17 protein-coding genes are annotated in these 17,721 nt (G+C 73.4%); 5 read left to right on the top strand and 12 right to left on the bottom strand.

Annotated features, from left to right (window positions below; all coding sequences use genetic code 11):
* Window positions 1-180: 180 nt before the first annotated feature.
* Complete coding sequence (locus DEI95_RS07945) at window positions 181-429, bottom strand: hypothetical protein (protein WP_111059895.1); 249 nt, start codon at window positions 427-429, stop codon at window positions 181-183.
* 30 nt (window positions 430-459) lie between these two features.
* On the bottom strand, window positions 460-744 hold the full coding sequence (locus DEI95_RS16655; protein WP_181419585.1) for a hypothetical protein: 285 nt from the start codon (window positions 742-744) through the stop codon (window positions 460-462).
* 424 nt (window positions 745-1,168) lie between these two features.
* On the opposite strand from DEI95_RS16655, the gene DEI95_RS16650 reads away from it, so the two are divergent.
* From DEI95_RS16650 to DEI95_RS07925, 4 genes are read left to right on the top strand one after another with little or no spacing between them, the layout of a single operon-like run.
* Window positions 1,169-2,173, top strand: coding sequence for an ABC transporter substrate-binding protein (locus DEI95_RS16650; RefSeq protein WP_181436234.1), 1,005 nt, complete (start codon window positions 1,169-1,171; stop codon window positions 2,171-2,173).
* Entirely contained in the window at window positions 2,170-2,958 is a 789-nt protein-coding gene (locus DEI95_RS07935; protein WP_111059893.1) for a trans-aconitate 2-methyltransferase, read from the top strand. The genes DEI95_RS16650 and DEI95_RS07935 overlap by 4 nt, the downstream gene beginning before the upstream one ends.
* Window positions 2,955-3,974: an iron ABC transporter permease gene (locus tag DEI95_RS07930; RefSeq protein WP_258367522.1), complete on the top strand. Its 1,020-nt coding sequence runs from the start codon at window positions 2,955-2,957 to the stop codon at window positions 3,972-3,974. The genes DEI95_RS07935 and DEI95_RS07930 overlap by 4 nt, the downstream gene beginning before the upstream one ends.
* Window positions 3,971-4,816, top strand: a complete 846-nt coding sequence (locus DEI95_RS07925; RefSeq protein WP_111059892.1) for an ABC transporter ATP-binding protein — start codon at window positions 3,971-3,973, stop codon at window positions 4,814-4,816. Before DEI95_RS07930 ends, DEI95_RS07925 begins: the two co-directional genes overlap by 4 nt.
* Here DEI95_RS07925 and DEI95_RS07920 read toward each other — a convergent pair.
* The 4 genes from DEI95_RS07920 to DEI95_RS07905 form a co-directional block, all read right to left on the bottom strand.
* Window positions 4,761-5,612, bottom strand: a complete 852-nt coding sequence (locus DEI95_RS07920) for a hypothetical protein (RefSeq protein ID WP_111059891.1) — start codon at window positions 5,610-5,612, stop codon at window positions 4,761-4,763. The two genes, DEI95_RS07925 and DEI95_RS07920, sit on opposite strands and share 56 nt — an antisense overlap.
* Before the next feature lie 23 nt (window positions 5,613-5,635).
* Window positions 5,636-7,294, bottom strand: coding sequence for a long-chain fatty acid--CoA ligase (locus DEI95_RS07915; protein WP_111059890.1), 1,659 nt, complete (start codon window positions 7,292-7,294; stop codon window positions 5,636-5,638).
* A gap of 75 nt (window positions 7,295-7,369) precedes the next feature.
* On the bottom strand, window positions 7,370-8,479 hold the full coding sequence (locus DEI95_RS07910; RefSeq protein WP_110825380.1) for an acyl-CoA desaturase: 1,110 nt from the start codon (window positions 8,477-8,479) through the stop codon (window positions 7,370-7,372).
* A 133-nt stretch (window positions 8,480-8,612) separates the two neighbouring features.
* Window positions 8,613-9,635, bottom strand: a complete 1,023-nt coding sequence (locus DEI95_RS07905) for a hypothetical protein (protein WP_146243619.1) — start codon at window positions 9,633-9,635, stop codon at window positions 8,613-8,615.
* A 66-nt stretch (window positions 9,636-9,701) separates the two neighbouring features.
* Between DEI95_RS07905 and DEI95_RS07900 the strand changes: the two genes are divergently transcribed.
* Window positions 9,702-10,259: a TetR/AcrR family transcriptional regulator gene (locus DEI95_RS07900; protein ID WP_110899992.1), complete on the top strand. Its 558-nt coding sequence runs from the start codon at window positions 9,702-9,704 to the stop codon at window positions 10,257-10,259.
* Between the two features lie 50 nt (window positions 10,260-10,309).
* On the opposite strand, the gene DEI95_RS07895 is transcribed toward DEI95_RS07900, so the two are convergent.
* From DEI95_RS07895 to DEI95_RS07870, 6 genes are all read right to left on the bottom strand, one after another.
* On the bottom strand, window positions 10,310-11,452 hold the full coding sequence (locus DEI95_RS07895) for a glycosyltransferase (protein ID WP_111059888.1): 1,143 nt from the start codon (window positions 11,450-11,452) through the stop codon (window positions 10,310-10,312).
* A 117-nt stretch (window positions 11,453-11,569) separates the two neighbouring features.
* On the bottom strand, window positions 11,570-12,943 hold the full coding sequence (locus tag DEI95_RS07890) for an FtsX-like permease family protein (RefSeq protein WP_111059887.1): 1,374 nt from the start codon (window positions 12,941-12,943) through the stop codon (window positions 11,570-11,572).
* Window positions 12,940-13,674, bottom strand: coding sequence for an ABC transporter ATP-binding protein (locus tag DEI95_RS07885; RefSeq protein ID WP_110889668.1), 735 nt, complete (start codon window positions 13,672-13,674; stop codon window positions 12,940-12,942). Before DEI95_RS07885 ends, DEI95_RS07890 begins: the two co-directional genes overlap by 4 nt.
* 187 nt (window positions 13,675-13,861) lie before the next feature.
* The gene (locus DEI95_RS07880) at window positions 13,862-16,654 is read right to left on the bottom strand and encodes a LuxR family transcriptional regulator (RefSeq protein WP_111059886.1); all 2,793 of its coding nucleotides are present in this window, start codon (window positions 16,652-16,654) and stop codon (window positions 13,862-13,864) included.
* A gap of 80 nt (window positions 16,655-16,734) precedes the next feature.
* A complete protein-coding gene (locus DEI95_RS07875) occupies window positions 16,735-17,250 on the bottom strand; it encodes a MarR family winged helix-turn-helix transcriptional regulator (RefSeq protein ID WP_111059885.1) in 516 nt (171 codons plus the stop codon).
* A 78-nt stretch (window positions 17,251-17,328) separates the two neighbouring features.
* Window positions 17,329-17,697 carry a nuclear transport factor 2 family protein gene (locus DEI95_RS07870; protein ID WP_258365965.1) on the bottom strand — a complete coding sequence of 123 codons (369 nt, stop codon included), beginning with the start codon at window positions 17,695-17,697 and terminating at the stop codon, window positions 17,329-17,331.
* Between the last annotated feature and the right edge of the window lie 24 nt (window positions 17,698-17,721).

Genomic DNA, 17,721 nt, shown 5'->3' with positions numbered 1-17,721 from the left:
TGTCCGCGACGAAGCGTCGCACGTTCGGCCCGTCGGCGAATTGTGGTGTTCCGCGGTCTGCGAGGTTCGGCGACAGGATCTGCAGCACCCCTCCGGTTCCGATCGGTGTCGGCGCCGCAGCTGACGCTGCGTGCGGTCCCGTGAGCCCCAGTCCGCTGGCGGTGAGAAGCGCGGCAGCTGTCATAGCTGCCGCGCGGGTGATGCGGTGCATGTGTCGTCCGTTCTGGTCCCCACGTCCGTCCCGACCCGGGACGACCACCCTGACGCTACCCGGGCATCCGCTTTCCGGGTCCCCACAAGCGTGGACTCGCACGGCTCGACGTCGACGCTCTTCTCCACCTCGTCGAACAGGACGTCGACGAACTGGTAGCCGGCCTCCGGGTCGTCGCTCGTGGATGTCGTCGGTTCGATCCCGGCAGGGCCCACCACGGCACAACCGTCGGGTGCGGTGCGGCGGCCTCAGGTCGCCGGCGGTGCGGTGATCGTGATGGGAAGCTCGGCGTCGATCAGGTCGCCGCTGTGGGTGTGCAGCGCGAGCACCGCGGGACCGACCGGGAGGTCCGCCGGGAGGTCGAAGGACTCGTCGACCGTGGACAGCGACCCCTGCGGTGTCGGCCGGCCGAGCAGGACCTCCTCACCGTCCGGGGAGGGCGTGACGACGACGGTGACGTCCGACGCCGCGCGGCTGGTGCCTCCGGTGTCCTCGCACGTCTCCCAGACCGCGTCGACCTGGAGCTGGACCACCCCTCCGGGGTGCAGGGACGACTCGTGGAGCTCCATCGTCGGTATCGCGCAGGACGCAGCCGGCGTTGTCCCGCTGCACCCGACTGCACCGAGTGCGATGCCCACCGCGATGACGACCGACATCGGCCCGCGTGTCCGGCTCTGCCCCATGCGGGTCAGTGAAGCACCGCGAGTCGCCGCCTACGGCACGAGCTGGACGAACGTGACCGGATCGTTGCCGCGCTGTCAGCGGCGGCGAGTCCGCGCGAGTGCAGCGACTGCCGCGAGTCCTCCGATGACCGCTGTGATCCACACGACCGCTGTCATGGTTCCCCTGTCGACGACGTCCTGCTCCTATCCTACCTGCCCCGTGGCGGACCGGCGCGGGCGCAGGGCAGGTCGACACGGATTTGGCGCGCCTCCGAGCATCCCCTACGGTGCTGGTGTGAAAACGATTCTCATTACATCGGTGGCACTCGCTGCGCTCACCCTCGCCGGGTGTGCGAGCCCGACCGCCGCAGACCGTTCCGGGACCGACCCGTCGAGCGCGACCAGCCTGACCAGCTGCGGCATGCCGCTCACCGTGTCCGCGCCTCCCGAGCGTGCGGTGACCCTCGAGCAGGGCGCCACCGAGGTGATGCTCGCCCTCGGTCTGCAGGACCGGATGGTGGGCACGAGCTACCTCACGGACGCCGTCGCGCCGGAGTGGCGGAAGGCGTACGACGACGTGCCGGTCCTCGCCGACCAGTACCCGACCACCGAGCAGCTCCGCGAGGCGGAACCCGACTTCGTCTACTCGATGCGTGCCTCCGCGTTCGCCTCCGAAGCCGCGGGGAGCCGCCAGGAACTGGTCGACCTCGGCGTGCCGGCGTACCTGTCGGCGAACGACTGCGAGGACCCCGCCCTCGTCCCGGACGAGGTCGGGTTCGACGCGATCCTCGACGAGGTGACGGACATCGCACGGGTGTTCGGGGTCGACCAGCGTGGCCGCGACCTCGTCGCCGAGCAGCGGGACACGCTCGAGCAGGTCACCGCAGCTGCATCCGACACCAGGAAGCCCTCCGTCGCCTGGCTCTACTCGTCCGTGAACGGCGCACCCGTGGTCGCCGGCGGGAACGGGCTCGCCGACACGATGGGGCGGGTCGCCGGCGCGACGAACGCGTTCGAGGACCTCGACGCGCAGTGGGGCGAGACCAGCTGGGACGAGATCGCCCAGCGCGACCCGGACGTGATCGTGGTCGCCGACCTGTCACGTGGCCTGCCCGGTGACAGCGCCGACGACAAGATCGCACAGCTGCGCTCGGACGCCGTGACGAAGGGGCTCAGCGCCGTCCGCGACGACCACCTCGTCGCCGTCCCGGCCACCGAGCTCGACCCGTCGGTGCGGAGCATCGACGCCCTGCAGACCGTGTCCACCGCCCTGACCGCGTACGCCGAGGAACGACGATGACCACCACCACGACCACGACCGACACCCCGACCACCGCCGAGACCGAGCGCGCGCTCGACCTCCTGTCCGCCTGGGACGCCCAGCAGGCGGCGTACATCACGCACCGTGAGCAGCGCTTCACGGTCATGCTCGACGTCGTCGACCACGTCGTGCCCCAGGGCGGTGTCGTGCTCGACCTCGCCAGCGGACCCGGCTCCATCAGCCAACGGGTGCTCGCCCGCCGGCCGGACGTCACCTGCATCGCCGTGGACTTCGACCCGGTGCTCCTCGAGCTCGGGCGGACGGCACTCGGCGGGCAGCCGGTGCGCTTCGTCGACGCCGACCTGTGGGACCGCGACTGGACGGCCGGCCTCGACGGGGCGGTACCCGACGCGGTGCTCAGCTCGACCGCCCTGCACTGGTTGCCGTCGGACGTGCTGAGCCGTGTGTACAACGACCTCGGAGGGCTCCTCGCTCCCGGCGGGGTCGTGCTCAACGCCGACCACCTGCGCCACCTGGACGGACGGACCCTGTTCGCCGAGCTCAGCGCCCGCGACGACGAGCGCACGCAGCGCACGGACCGTGCTGCGGGTGCCCTGGACTGGGACCAGTGGTTCGCCGAGGTCACCGCGGTCGAACGGTACGGCCGTCTCGCGGCCGAGCGGGAGCGCCGCTTCGCTCTCCGGCCGCCGAACCCGGAGCTCAGCCTCGCGTTCCACACGGCTGCCCTCCAGGTCGCCGGGTTCGCCGAGGTCGGGCCGGTCTGGCAGTACCTCGACGACTTCGTCGTGCTCGCCCGCCGGTGACCGCGACCGCCCTGCGGCGCACCCTCGTCGTGCCGGCGCTGGCGGTGGCGCTCGTCGGCGTCGTCATCGCCGGCGTGACGCTCGCCGGCGGCTCGATCACCTGGGCGGAGACGGTCCGCTCGATCGGCACCCACCTGGGCTTGCCGCTCACGCCGCTGCCGCCACTGGCCGACTCGGTCGTCTGGCAGCTCCGGCTCCCGCGCGTCCTGCTCGCCGCTGCGGCCGGAGCGGGACTGGCGGTGTGCGGATGCGTGCTGCAGGCGGTGACGCGCAACGTGCTCGCCGAACCGTACCTGCTCGGGATCTCCTCCGGAGCCTCGACGGGGGCGGTCCTCGTGCTCGTCCTCGGCCTCGGCGCCGGGTCGGTCACCCTCGCCGGGGGAGCGCTCGTGGGTGGCCTCGTCTCGTTCGCGCTCGTCTTCGCGCTGATGGGGCGGGACACCGCGAGCACGAGTCGGGTCGTGCTGACCGGCGTCGTCGTCGGTCAGCTCTTCTCGGCCGTGACGTCACTCGTCGTCACGGCCTGGGGTGACGCGGACGCCACCCGTGGCATCACCTACTGGTTGCTCGGCTCGCTCGCAGCAGCGCGCTGGTCGTCCGTCGTGGTGTGCACAGTCGTCGTCGCCCTCGCCACCATCGTGTTCGTGGCCGTCGCGCCGGCGCTGGACGCGTTCGTCTTCGGTCACGATGCCGCCGTGGCACTCGGCATCGACGTCCGGCTGCTCCGGATCGTGGTCCTCGTCGGCGCCGCGGCGACCACCGCTGCGGTCGTCGCCGCCGTCGGGGCCATCGGGTTCGTCGGACTCGTCGTCCCGCACGCGGCCCGCATGCTCGTCGGACCGGGACACCGGCTCCTGCTGCCGGTGTCCGCCCTCGCCGGCGCGGTGTTCCTCGTCGTCGCGGACCTCGCCGGACGTCTGGCGCTCGCACCGCACCAGATCCCGGTCGGCGTCGTCACGGCGCTCATCGGGGTGCCGACGTTCCTGGTCGTCCTCCGCCGGGGACAGCGCGCATGACCGCTGGGGACGGCTCCGGAGTGCTCGGCGCGCATGACGTGGGGCGGTCCGTCCCGGGCGTCGACCTGCTGGACGGCGTCGACCTGCTCGCGCCGAGCGGGCTGATGACCGGGATCGTCGGACCCAACGGGTCCGGCAAGTCGACGCTCGCCCGGTGCCTCGCGGGCGTCACCGCACCCGACCGCGGCACCGTGACACTCGACGGCGCCGACCTCCGGACGCTCCCGCGCCGGTCGGTCGCCCGTCGGCTCGCCTTCGTCGAACAGCAGGCGCACACGGACATCGACCACCGGGTGCTCGACGTCGTCCGGCTCGGCCGGCTCCCGTGGCGGTCCCGGCTCGGGACGCTGGACGACGACGCCGACGACATCTGCCGGGAGGCGCTGACCGAAGTCGGCATGGCCGGGACCGAGCAACGGCGGTGGAGCGGTCTGTCGGGCGGCGAGCGGCAGCGGGTGCAGATCGCCCGCGCGCTCGCCCAGGAACCCGCGGTGCTCGTCCTCGACGAACCGTTGAACCACCTCGACGTGCACCACCAGTTCGAGCTCCTCGACCTGCTCGCCGCCGGCCCACGCACCGTCGTGGTCGTGCTGCACGACCTCGACCTCGCGGCGCGCTACTGCGACCACCTCGTGGTCCTGGACGGCGGACGCGTCGCCGCAGCTGGTGCCCCGGAGGACGTGCTCACGCCGGATCTGCTCGCGGGCGTGTTTCGCGTCCGTGGCAGGACGGTCCGGACGCCCGACGGCCTCCGCGTCGACCTGAACGGGACGACGTCCGCGGAGGTCAGCGGAGCCCGTCGGCCGGGTCCACCTCGTACGCCTCGAACCGATGGTCCCTGACGATCGCGTCCACGAGTCGTCGCGTCCCCGCGACCAGCGTCGAGTCGCAGTCGATCTCCGTCGCGAGGACCCACGCGTGGTCCTCCGGCCACAACAGCTGCGGCGTGTGCGCGAGCGGCACACCGTCCGCGATCTCCGCCCGCTCGGTCCACGCCGGGTCGGCCCAGTCCGCGACCGTCGTGTGCACCAGGAGGTGCTCGCGGTGTGTGAGGTGCAGTCGCGGCACGGCGAGTGCGCGGCGGACGGCGTCGAGTGCCGCCTGGTGTGCTGTGCGGAGGCGGGCGGCCTCCGCCTCGGCGCGGGCACGCTCCGTCGCATCGGGCGTCCCGTCCTGCCACCCGGACACGAGGGTGGAGCCGCCGCTCAGGTCCCCCCATCCGTCCCACACCGCCGCCACCAGGTCGAGCGGGGTCGCCGTCGAGGCACTGAGGTGCGAGGTGAGTGCGGCCAGCAGGCGCGGATCGAGCCAGCCTTCGGCAGGCGGTTCGACCCGCCACCCGTCGTCGAACAGCACGTCCTCGTCGCGGTTCGCGCTGAGTGCGCTCCAGGAGACCCCGGCGTCCAGCGTCCGCCCGGTCCTCGCTGCGACGTCGGACCACCGCCACGTGCTCGTCTCGAGGACCGGAGCGTCGCCGTGCTCGTCGAGGACCGAGCGGTCCTCCCGGAAGGCCGCGAGCGGGTGCAGGACGCGGGCGTACCCGTCGAACCCGCCGCCGACGGTGCCGGCGACGGTCCCGAAGGCCTGGAGGCGTCGCACGAGCCAGTCGGCTCGACGCACGTCCGTGATCAGCTCCACCCGGCCGAGTGTACCGACGTCGGTCAGGCGCCGGCGTGCTCCTCCGGTCCGGGCGCCGGCTCCGAGCCGAACCGCTCGACGAGGGCACGCTTCAGCACCTTGCCGCTCGGACCGAGGGGGAGCGCGTCGACGACGTGGACGACCCGCGGGTACTTGTACGCGGCGATGGCGTCCGCGACGTACCGGACGAGCTCGTCCGAGCTGGTCGTGGCGCCGTCGGCGAGGACGACCGCCGCCGCGATCTCCTGGCCGTGCACGTCGTGCGGCACCCCGAACACCGCGGCCATCGTGACGTCCTCGTGCGCGGCGAGCACCTCCTCGACCTCGCGCGGGTACACGTTGTAGCCGTTGCGGATGATCATGTCCTTCGTGCGGTCGACGATCGTCAGGAAGCCCTCGTCGTCCTTCGTCCCGAGGTCGCCCGTCCGGAACCACCCGTCGACCACGGCCGCGGCGGTCGCGTCGGGTCGGTTGCGGTAACCGTTCATCAGGTTGTGGCCCCGGATGACGAGTTCGCCGATCGTGCCGCGCGGCAGCATGTCGATGCGGTCCTGCACGGCGGGGTCCGCGATCTCGACCTCGACGCCCCAGACAGGTGTGCCGATGGTGCCGGGACGGGGCGTCCGTCCGACGTGGTTGAAGCTCGCGACGGGTGAGGTCTCGGTCAGGCCGTAGCCCTCGTGGATCGGCGCCCCGTACACGGCCTCGAATCGTTCGAGCACCGCGAGCGGCAACGAGGCCCCGCCGGAGATCGCGTACCGGAGGTGCGGTCGGGCGTCGGTCCGGGTCGCTGCGTCGAGCAGACCCATGTACATCGTCGGAACGCCCATGAAGATGCCGCAGCCGTGCTCGACCATCGCGGCGAGTGCGGCGTCGCCGTCGAACTTCGGCAGCATGACGATGGTCGCGCCGGCGCGGAAGCCGGTGTTCATGGTGCAGGTCTGGCCGAAGGTGTGGAACAGCGGCAGCGCGCCGAGCAGCACGTCGCCCCGTCGCATGTCGAAGGTGCTCATGAGGAGCGTGTTCACCTGCTCGAGCAGGGCGAAGTGCGATCCCTCGGCGCCCTTGGGCTGCCCGGTGGTGCCGCTCGTGTACAGGATCGTCGCGGTGTCGAAGGGGTCGCGGGGCGTGAGGGTGGTGAGGGGCGCGCTCGACGCGGCGAGGGCCTCCAGGCTGGGCGGGGCGGAACCGTCGGCGTCGTCGGCCACGGGAGGCGTGAGGACGGTGACGACGTCGACCCCGGCCAGCGCGGCTCCCGCCGCACCCTCCGCGATGAGCGGGGCGGCGCAGACGAGCAGGGCGGCTCCGCTGTCGCGGAGCACGTACTCGATCTCGTGGCGCTTGAGGAGTGCGTGCACGGGGACGACGACGGCGCCGAGCGCGAGGGTCGCGTAGTAGACGCGGGGGAAGTCGGGCACGTTCGGGATGAGCATCGCGACGCGGCTGCCCTCGGTGACGCCACGGGCGCGGAGGGCGCCCGCGTACGCGAGGGTCTGGTCCCACAACTCGGCGTAGGTGATGCGCTGCTCGCCGACGACGACGGCGACGTCGTCCGGGTACCGGGCCGCTGACTCCGCGAGGATCGCGGCGACGGAAGCGGTCGCGTGGTGGTGCGGATGGTCGGCAGCGGGGCGTCCGACGCTCGCTGCGTCCGCCGGTGCGGCGAGGTCAGTGGTGGTCATGCCGGGCTCCGTCTCCGTCGACGATGGGTGTCCGTCGATCGTACGGGTGGGAGCGCGGTGCGGTTCGCCGACCCGTCAGTGGATGCGGAGCTCCGAGACCATCGGGCAGGTGAACGGGTCGCGGGCGGCCAGGCCGACGCGGTTGAGGTAGCGGACGACGATGCCGTACGAGCGCAGGAGCGTCGTCTCCGTGTAGGGGACGTCGAGCGTCTCGCAGTGCTGACGGACGAGCAGCCGGGCCTTCTTCAGGGCCGGTCGCGGCATCGACGGGAACAGGTGGTGCTCGACCTGGTAGTTCAGGCCGCCCATGAGGAACGACACCCACCAACCGCCGCGGATGTTGCGCGAGGTGCGCACCTGGCGCGAGAAGAAGTCGACCTTGGCGTCGTGCGCGATGGTCGGCATGCCCTTGTGGTTCGGGGCGAACGAGGCACCCATCATGACGCCGAAGACGGCGAGCTGCACACCGAGGAACGCGCACGCCATGCCGAACGGCAGGAACCAGAAGAGCACGGTCAGGTAGATGCCGAAGCGCAGGACGAGGAGCGTCGCCTCGAGCACGCGTGCCCGGACGTCGGCCTTGGTGTCGGCGCCGGTCAGCACGGTGTGCACGGCGGACCAGTGCAGGTTGATGCCCTCGAGCGTCAGGAGCGGGAAGAACAGCCACCCCTGGAACCGGGTGAAGACGCTCCGCGCACCCCGGGTCTCCGCTGCGTCCTCGGGCGTGAACCGGATGACGCCGGCGGCGATGTCCGGGTCCTTCCCGATCGTGTTCGGGTTGCCGTGGTGGCGGGTGTGCTTGGTCATCCACCACGAGTAGCTCAGGCCGACCAGGAACGTGCCGACGTAGCGGCCAGCGCGGTCGTTCCAGCGCTGTGAGGCGAACACCTGACGGTGCGCGGCCTCGTGCGACAGGAAGGCGAACTGGGTGAAGACCACGCCGAGCGCGCCGGCGACGATGAGCTGGAACCACGACTCGCCCAGCACGGCGAAGGCGATCCACGCGAGTGCGAGCGTGCCGACGAGCGAGCCGAACAGCGACCAGTAGAACCCGGTGCGGCGGCGGAGCAGGTCGTGCTGCTTGACCTGCGCGAGGACGGCCGAGTAGGTGGACGTGCTCGAGCCCCTGGGACCGGTTGCGGGCCGGGTGCGGGTGTAGCCGGGCTGGATCGGGGTGGTGGTCAACGCAGACCGACCTTCCGTCGCCGCCGGTCTGCACCGGCGTGGGGTGTTCGCGCGATCGCGCTGGTCGCCACGATAGGCGATGGAGATGCGGAGTCCTGTGAGTGCTCAGGAAGGACGGAGCATGTCGCTCGGCTCAGGCCGAGGGCGAGCGGCGGTCATGCCGGACGGCACGGCGACGGGCGGCGGCGGCGGACAACGCGATCGCGGCTCCGGTGATCCACAGGCCGAGCGTCAGGAGTGCGCGGCCGACGCCGGTGCCGTCGAAGTAGCTGGCCGCCGTCACCGCCCCGAACGCCGCTCCGGGCGGCAGGGCGCCACCGACGGCGGACAGGAACGGCGGCAGGAGGTGTGTGCTCACCGTCGCGCCGCTGGTCGCGTTGCCGAGGGTGGTGAACACGAGCGTGGACACGACGACGCCCATCGGGCCGAGGAGGGCGGTGATGGCCAGGGTCGACAGCGAGACGGCCACCGCGAGCAGCGCCAGCACGCCGACGACGACAGCGGGGGCCGCGGGGACGGCGCCGGCGACCGGTCCGGCGATGACGGCCACGACGACGGCCGCGGCGATGCTCCCGATGACGGTGACCGCGACGCGCACCCGCAGGCCGGCCAGGGCGCCGAGGGAGTTCATGATCTGGGCGAGGACGAAGGCGGCGAGCGTGGTGCCGAACACGAGGTAGAAGCCCGCGATGCCCTGCCCGTCCCCGGTCACGAGCGGGACGAGGTCCTGGGTGAGGGTCACCGGGACGCCGCCGGCCCGGGCGACACCGCTCAGCATGGCCGTCGCCGCACCGGTCGCGCTCCGCCCGTCCGCGCCGGCGACGGCGAGCGTCGATCCCTCGGCAGCGGGGACGAGCGCGGCGACGACGTCGTGTGAGCGGACGAGGGCGCGAGCGGCGGCTGCGGAGTCGACCGGACGGACGTCGGCGGAGTCACCGAGCGCCGTCGAGGCCGCTTCGGCGAGCTGTGCGCCGACGACCGCGACCGGCAGGTGGTGCGGCACGGGGGCCTTCTGCAGTCCGATGTAGAGGCCGGCGAACGCACCGGCGATGGCCATCGCGACGAGCACCTGTACGACGAGGACCGGGAGGACCCGGCGGAGCGGCGGGAGCGAGGGAACGGAGGAGCTTTGGTTAGTAATCGATTCATTACTCATGGAATCGGATGATGCCCTCGGGGCATGACGACGGCAAGGGGTCCGGTCCCCAGGGCAGCGGAGCGCATGGCGGGCAGTCAGCGGCGGGAGGCGACCCTGGCCGCCGCGGCCGCCGTGTTCGCCCGCGAGGGGTACCACGGGGCGACCACCGAGCGGATCGCGAAGGCCGCCGGGATCAGCCAGCCCTACGTCGTCCGGATGTTCGGGTCGAAGGAGAACCTGTTCCTCGCGGTCATCGACGGCTGTCTCGAAGCGGTCCTCGACACGTTCCGTGCGGCGCTGGACGACGGGCAACCGGGCACGGTCGAGTCCCGGCTCGGCGAGGCCTACCGGACGCTCGCGACCGAGGACGGCGTCCACCTCATCGTGATGCAGTCGTACATGCTCGGTGCGGACCCCGTGATCGGGCCGGTCGCACGGGAGGGGTTCACGCGGATCCTCCGGTTCCTCGTCGAGGACGCGCACCTCACGCCGTCGGCCGCCGAGACGTTCCTCGCGAAGGGCATGCTCATCAACACGTTGCTCGGCATGCGGCTGCACGAGCACGACGACGAGGACGCCCGTCGGTTCGTGGCGTCGGTCATCGGTCCGGGTCCCGGAGGACCCGGACCGACCGAGGCCTGACGCCGCCCGCCACGGGCCCCGGGCCGGTCGGCGGCCCAGGGCCCGCCGGGTCACCGCCCGGCGGCGCTCGTGGCGTGGGTCACGCGGTCCACGAGCACGGCGATCGCGTCCCCGGTGCTCGGACGCTGCTCGTTCTCCTCGCGGAGCCGCCGGGCCGCGGCGGCATGGCGCGACCCGGCGAGCACCGCGTGCACCGCCGGCCCGACGGCAGCGGGCTCGTCGACCACCACGGCGACGTCGGCCGCGGCAGCACGCTCGGCGTTGATGAACTGGTCGGCGCCCTGGGGGAGCAGCACCATCGGGACGCCGACACTCGCGGCCGCGAGCACCGTACCCGCTCCCGCAGCGCTCACCACGACGTCGACGCCGTCCAGCAGCTCCCGCATAGGCCGGAACGGCACGTGGTGGACGTGGTCGGTGTCCTCGAGGTGGTCCCCGATCACGCCGACCGTCGCGAGCACGTCCGCCTCGTCAGGGTGGAGGCCGTCGATGATCGCCGTCAGGAGTGCGGCGTCCCCGAACACCGTCCCGAGCGTGACGAGCACGCGCGGCCGCTCGGACGCCGGGAACGGCGCCAGCGGAGTGGTGTCGCCCGGACGGCTGTGCGGCTCCGCCCGGAACGGGATGGTCAGGGGGTGCTGCGTCCACCCGGACGCCTGCAGGGACGCCGGCGTCGGGTCGAGCAGCGCCACCGGGGGTGACGGCACCAGGCCCCGGCCCGCGTACCGGGGGAGCACGAGCTCCGTCATCGGACGTCGGAACGCATCGGGCACCTCCGGTCCGAACGCGACGACGGCGTACGGGACGCCGAGCGTCGCCGCGACGAGCGGTCCCACCAGGTCGACCGCGTCGGCCACGACGACGTCCGGACCCCACGTCCTCGCTTCGCGGACGGTGTCGTCGACGGTGAGGTCGACCCGCGTCCCGGCGAAGAACTCGGCGACGGCCGCGGGTTCCGGTCGGTTCGCCGGGTCGCTGCCGGGGAGGCGCCGGGCCACCTCCGCGAACAGCTCGGGAGGCATGGGACCCGCTGCCAGGACCGGTACCCCGGGCAGTTCGGCGGCGAGGGCGTCCCGCATGCCGCCGCTGGTGAGGACGGCGACGTCGTGCCCCGCCGATGCGGCGGCGCGGACGAGCGGGACGAGGGGGAGCAGGTGTCCGAGCGCGGGGACGCCGGAGAAGAGGATGCGCATGGTGCGTCCTTCCAGGGTTCGTGGGTTCGTGAGGATCGGGGAGGTGCGTCGGCCGGGCGGGCACGGCGGAGCAGCCTGTCCGGCCGGGAGGCCCGACACGGCCGTGGTGGACCGGGTTCAGTCCGCGGCGAGGACGAGCGGGATGCTGCGGCGGCGCCCGACGACGAGCGGGAGCGTGCTGGCGGCCACCATCAGGACGAGGCTCACCAGCGTGGCCGGGCCGGCCGCACCCAGCCCGACGTCGGGCGACGTGCCGGGGACGGTGACCCCGAGGGCGATCGCCTGCGCGACGCCGCTCACCACCAGGACGGCGGCCGACACGAGCACCGCGGTCCCGACGAGGACGACCGACTCCCAGGCGGCCCGTGCCAGGACGACCGACCGGGACCCGCCCGCGGCCTCGACGAGCGCGGCCTCCTGCTCACGGGTCCGCCCGGCCATGAGCACGGTCGCGGCGGCTCCGGACAGCGAGACGAGCAGCGGTCCGCCGAGCATGAGGAGGAGGCTCTGCGGATCGAGTCCGGGTCCGTCCCCGCCGGTGGACCGCCGGACGGCGTCGGCGGTGGTCGCGAACCCGCCCGTGATGCTGGCCGGGAGCGCGATCGTGAGGACGAGGGCACCGACCGTCGCGCTGCTCCGGCCGACCGCGGAGGCCGCGGCGTTCCGGGCCAGGAACCACGACGCCGACCAGTGCGCCGGCAGGACGGCGGTCCAGGCGCGCAGCACGACCGGGAACAGCGTCGGCCCGACGGCGACGGCGGCCGCGGTGAGGAACGGCCCGATGAGCAGGACCGAGGTCGACGCACGCACTCCACCGGCTGCGAGGCTCGACGTCAGCAGGGCGGCGAGCACGACGGCGACGCCCGCGAGCGTCCACCGTCCCCAGCTCGTCCGACCCGCCGCTGCGTCGGGGTCGCGGAGGACCTCGACGGGGCGCACCCGACCGGCGCGACGGGACGACCGGAGACTGCTGAGGACGACGACGGCCGTCACGGCGACGACGACGGCGACCCCGCCGACGACGTCGAAGCGCTCGTCGAGGTCGCGGAGCCCGTCCGAGGCGGAGAGCCCGAGGTGCAGGACGGCCGGCGCGACGGGCGCGACGACGAGGCACCCGAGGGTGCTCCCGACGAGGGCGACCACGCCGAGCTGGAGCCGGACGACGACCGTGACGGTCCGGGACGGGACGCCCACGAGCTGCCAGAGCGCGTACCCCCGGCGCTGCAGGTCGATCGTCAGTCGGGTCACGCTGCCGAGCACCGCGGCCACCGCGACGACCGTGAGCACCACGACCAGCGTCGCCAGGGTGCCCAGGCCGGCTGCACGCAGCAGGTCGAGTTCGTCGCCCGAGGCGATCAGCGCGATCCCGGTCTCGACCATGGCCGCCGCGACCACCAGGGCCGCGGCCGTCGCCGCGCTGACGGTCAGCGCCCCGACCCAGATCCCGGCGTTGTACCGGAGGTCGCTGAGGACGAGTCGGAGCATCGTCACGCCTCCTGGGCAGCGGCGGTGAGCGCGTCGAGGACCTGCCCCGCGCTCGGACGGACGAGTTCCCGGTGGATCGAGCCGTCCCGCAGCACGAGCACCCGGTCCGCGCGGGCGGCGGCCTCGAGGTCGTGCGTCACCATCACGACCGCGCGGTCGCCGGACGCCACCTGCCGCAGGAGTCCGAGCACCGCGTCACCGGCCGTGGTGTCGAGCGCGCCGGTGGGCTCGTCGGCGAAGACGACCTCCGGACGGGACGCCAGCACCCGGGCGATCGCGACCCGCTGCTGCTGCCCGCCCGACAGGCTGCCCGGACGGTGGTCCCCGCGGTCGGCGAGCCCGACCGATGCCAGTGCCGCGTCGACCTCGGCGGTGGAGACCGGGCGGTGCGCGAGGCTCGCGGGGAGCGCGATGTTCTGCCGGGCCGTCAGCGAGGGGATGAGGTTGAACGACTGGAAGACGAAGCCGACGGTGGAGCGGCGCAGGGCCTGCAGTTGCTTCGGTCGCAGGGTCTCGAGTCGCTGCCCGGTGATGGACACCGACCCGCTGTCGTAGGGCTCGAGGGCGGACAGGCAGTAGAGGAGCGTCGACTTGCCGGAGCCGCTCGGCCCGACGATCGCGACGAACTCGCCCGGCTGCACGGCGAGCGAGACACCGCGCAACACCTCGACCCGACCCTGGTCCGGGCCGGGGAACGACTTGATGAGGTCCTCTGCATGGAGGAGTGGTTCGGTCATGGCGTCAGTCCATCTCGGTCTGGTCGTCCGGTCACGGGTGCAGGCACGAGACGGAGGGTGGAGTGTGCTCCACCCCCGGAGGGCAGCTCCGTGCCCCTCGCCCCGGGCCTCCGACGAGCGTCCCAGGCGCGCCGCGCCGCCGGCATCCGTCGTCTGACGTACGCCGGGCCTCCCGGGCCTGCCGCTCCTAGTCGGCGTGTCCGGTCGCGGCGAGCGCCTCCGCGAGTCCGGCGCGGCTGCTGACGCCGAGCTTCGGGAAGACCTTGTACAGGTGGGTGCTCACCGTGCGGTGCGACAGGTAGATCCGGTCCGCGATCTCGCGGTTCGACATCCCCGCTGCCGCCAGCCGGGCGATCTGCAGTTCCTGTGGGGTGAGCGGAGCGCTCGCCGACGGCGCGCCGGAGGTGCCGTTGGGTGGGGCCTCACCGGCGGCTCGGAGCTCCGCGGCGGCCCGTGCGGCGAACCCGGCGGTGCCCGCGGCGACGAACTCGGCGAGTGCCTCCCGGAGGTGGGTGCGGGCCTCCACGACGCGGCGTTCCCGTCGGAGCCACTCGCCGAAGAGCAGGCGTGTGCGCGCGAGCTCGACGGGGGACTCGCTCAGCTGGCCCGCCTCGACGGCCCGGACGAACCAGGACTCGGCTCGGTCCCCCGGAGCGAGCAGCGCCCGGCTGCGGAGCACGAGGGCGGTGAGGTGCGCGGACCGGAAGGTGCTCGCCACGGCCTCGGCCTCGGCGAGGGTCTCGGTCACCGACTCCGGCCGACCGCCGTGCACGGCGGCCTCGGTGCGGTCCGCGATGGCCCAGAGCGAGCGTGTCGGGTGCACCGTCATGTGCGTGAACTCGATCTGCGCGTCCCGGTACCGGTGCTGCCCGAGCGCGACGAGGCCCGCCGCCCAGCGTGCGTCGGCACTGGCGAGTGCGAGCCGTCCGCCCAGGGAGCGGGCCGAGCCGTCCCGGAGCGCCTGCGCGGCGGCCTCGGCGTCGCCGAGCAGGGCGTGCGCCCGCGCGAGCGTGCCGTACGCCATCCCGGCGACGAGGGGGAGGTGGCTCTCGCTGGCCATCCGGACGGCGTACTCGGCGTCGGCGACGGCGTCGCGGATCCGCCCGCGGAGCAGGAGGACCGTGGCACGCCCGCGGAGGGCCTGGGCCTCGTCGGCCACCGCGCCGAGCTCGTGCGCGCGCTCGTAGGCGAGTTCCCAGCACGTCAGCGCGGTCTCGAGGTCCTGCAGGGACTCGGCGGCGATCGCGAGGGAGGCCATGCCGAGGGGCGAGTCGGTGAGCTGTGGGACGAGGTGCGGGAGGTCCGCCCGGGCCGCGGGAGCCGTCCCGAACGGGTTGAGCAGGGCGAGTGCGACCGGCTTCAGCGGACTCGAGGAGGACAGGCTGCGCAGCTGTGTCTCGATCGCGTGCCACTCCGCGCGGGGCAGGTTCCGCCCGCGGACGCTCAGTGCCCAGACCCAGAGGACCTCCACGAGCCGGTCGGTGTGCTCGGCGCCGCCCAGCACGGACCGGACGCGGTCCGTCTCGATGCGGCCAGCGACGGGTGACCCCGTGGTGAGGCTGAGGACGGTGCGGGTCACGGCGGTGGCGGTCACGGTGTCCGGGTCGCCGGCCAGGGCGTCCACCTGCTCGAGGAGCTCGATCGCCTCGTTCGTCATGCCGGCGGCCCGCGCGGTCTCCGCCGCACGTCCGAGCCGACGGGCCCGCCCGACGTCCCCCTGCGACAGGGTGGCGGCGCGTTCGTACGCGCGGACCGCCTCCGGCCGTGCGCCGCGCTGCTCGGCGCGTCGGGCGACCGTCTCGAGGTCGGCGGCGATCGTCTCGTCGCGCTCGAACGTGGCGGAGGCGCGGTGCCATGCGGCTCGGGTCTCGTCGCGGGCGACCGACGCGAGCGCGCGGTGCGCGGCGGCGAGTTCCGCGGCGGTCGCGCTCCCGAGGACGGCGGACCGGAGGAGCGGGTGCCGGAAGTGCAGGGCGGCCAGGTCCGTCCGGAGGAGTCCGCGGACCTCGAGCGGCCCGAGGTCGGCCAGCCCGAGGTCCATGGTCCGCGCCGCCGCCATGACGTCCTGGAGCACGGCGTCGTCGGCGGCCGCCGCGAGGACCAACAGTGCCCGGCTGCCGGCCGGGACGGCGGAGAGCTGGTCGAGGAAGGCCTGCTCGAGCCGACGGGTGGTCGGGAGCCGGGTGGCGAGGGAGGTCCCGGCGGCGCCGGTGGCGGCGAGCGCGGCCGGGAGTTCGCGGAGGGCCAGCGGGTTGCCGCCGGCCTCGGCGAGGATGCGCCGACGCGCGGTCTCGGTCAGTCCGCCGGCGCGCTCGGCGAGGAGGGCCTCCGCGGCGTCCTCCGGCAGGGGGCCGAGCTCGAGGCGGGCCGCGGAGCAGGGGAGGGTACCGGTGGGTTCGTGCCCGGTGCGTGCGGTCGCGATGACCACGATCGGCGCGTTCGAAAGCCGCAGCCCGATGAAGTCGAGCACCTCGGCGCTCGAGCGGTCCACCCAGTGCAGGTCCTCGACGCGGACGAGGACCGGTCGACGCGCCGCGGCCTCCTCGAGCAGGCCGAGGGCCGCGGTGCTCACGAGGAGGCGGTCCGGCACGGGGCCGTCCTCGACGGCGAGGGCGGTGAGCAGGGCGGCGCGCTGCCGTCCCGGCAGGGCGTCGGCGTACGGGAGCAGGGGGTGCAGCAACTCGTGCAGACCGTCGAACCCGACGGCGTTCGACCCCTGGACGCCCGTGCACCGGAGGACGCGGTGTCCGGCACGGCGGGCGTGTGCCTCGACCGCGGCGACGAGGGCGGTCTTGCCCACGCCGGCTTCGCCCTCGACGAGCACGGCGGTGCCGCCTCCGCCCGACCGGTCGAGCAGGGCGGTCAGGGCGGCGAGCTCCTCGTCGCGGCCGAGGAGCGGGCGCTGGTCGTCCGTGCGGAGGCGCAGGACGCCGTCGTCCGTCCCGCCCTGGAGGCTCGCAGCGAGTCCGTCTGCACCCATCGTCGGTCCTCCCCGCCGGTTTGCGTGATCTTTCACTCAAACGTACGGGGTGCGGTCCCGGTGGGCAAGCCGAGCGGTCGCTACGGGTGGTCCGCCGGCCGCGGGAGGGTGCCGTGGTCGATGACGGTCTCGTACACCCGCTCGAGGACGTCGGCGAAGCTCGGCAACTCCGCGCTGTCGAGCCCGCTGAAGAACATCTGCTTGACGAGTTCCGTGTGGGCGGGCGTCGCGTCGCGCAGGGCCTGCCAGCCGTCGTCCGTCAACGCGACCGCGGTGCTCCGTCGGTCCTGTTCCCAGCGGCGGAGCTCGAGGAGGCCGCGCTCGGCGAGGCGCTTCGTGTGGTGGGAGGCACGGCTCCGCTCCCAGCCGATGCGCGTCGCGAGGGCGGTCATCGTCATCTCACCGCCGGGCTCGCTCGTGAGGGCGACCAGGACGTCGTAGTCGGCGAGCGAGATGTCGCTGTCCGCGCGGAGCTGCCGGTTCATCTCGTACCGGAGCCGGAGTTGCAGCTTCATCCAGGCGTACCAGACCCGGATCTGCTCGTCGGTGAGGAACGCGTACGGCGACTCCGGGGGCACCTCGCCGTGGGCTGCCATCGTCCGTCACCTCCCGTCGCCCGACCGCCGGACGCCCGACCATCATGGCAGGGCGTCCGACGGGGACTGGTCCGATCGTCAGGCGGGCGGTGCGCTCGTCAGCAGGGTGTACACCTTCGCGATGACGTCGCCCTCGATGAAGCAGATGTCCATCCCGGACACAACCGGCGGTTGGCCGTCGGGGCCGAAGTGCCAGGCGAGGTACCCCATGCCGTGGTTCTCGTACACGGGGCCGGCAGGCGAGAAGACGAAGCCGGGGGCCTCGTCGAGCAGCCGCTGGGCCTTGGCGTGCAGGGCCTCGTGCCCGACGACGACCTCGTCGGGGTCGAGGAAGGCGACGTCGGGTGCGTAGGTGCGCGCGATCGCCTGCCGTCGGCGCTCGGGGTCGCGTTCGCCGAACACGTCGAACAGGTTGGCGTGCATGAGGGACTCGAGGGGTTGGGACACAGCGGGCTCCGGACGGGTCGTGGG

It is taken from the genome of Curtobacterium sp. MCBD17_008, assembly GCF_003234475.1.
Lineage (GTDB): Bacteria > Actinomycetota > Actinomycetes > Actinomycetales > Microbacteriaceae > Curtobacterium.
Note: the sequence above shows the minus strand (reverse complement) of the source record. Positions and strands in the feature narration are given on the sequence as shown.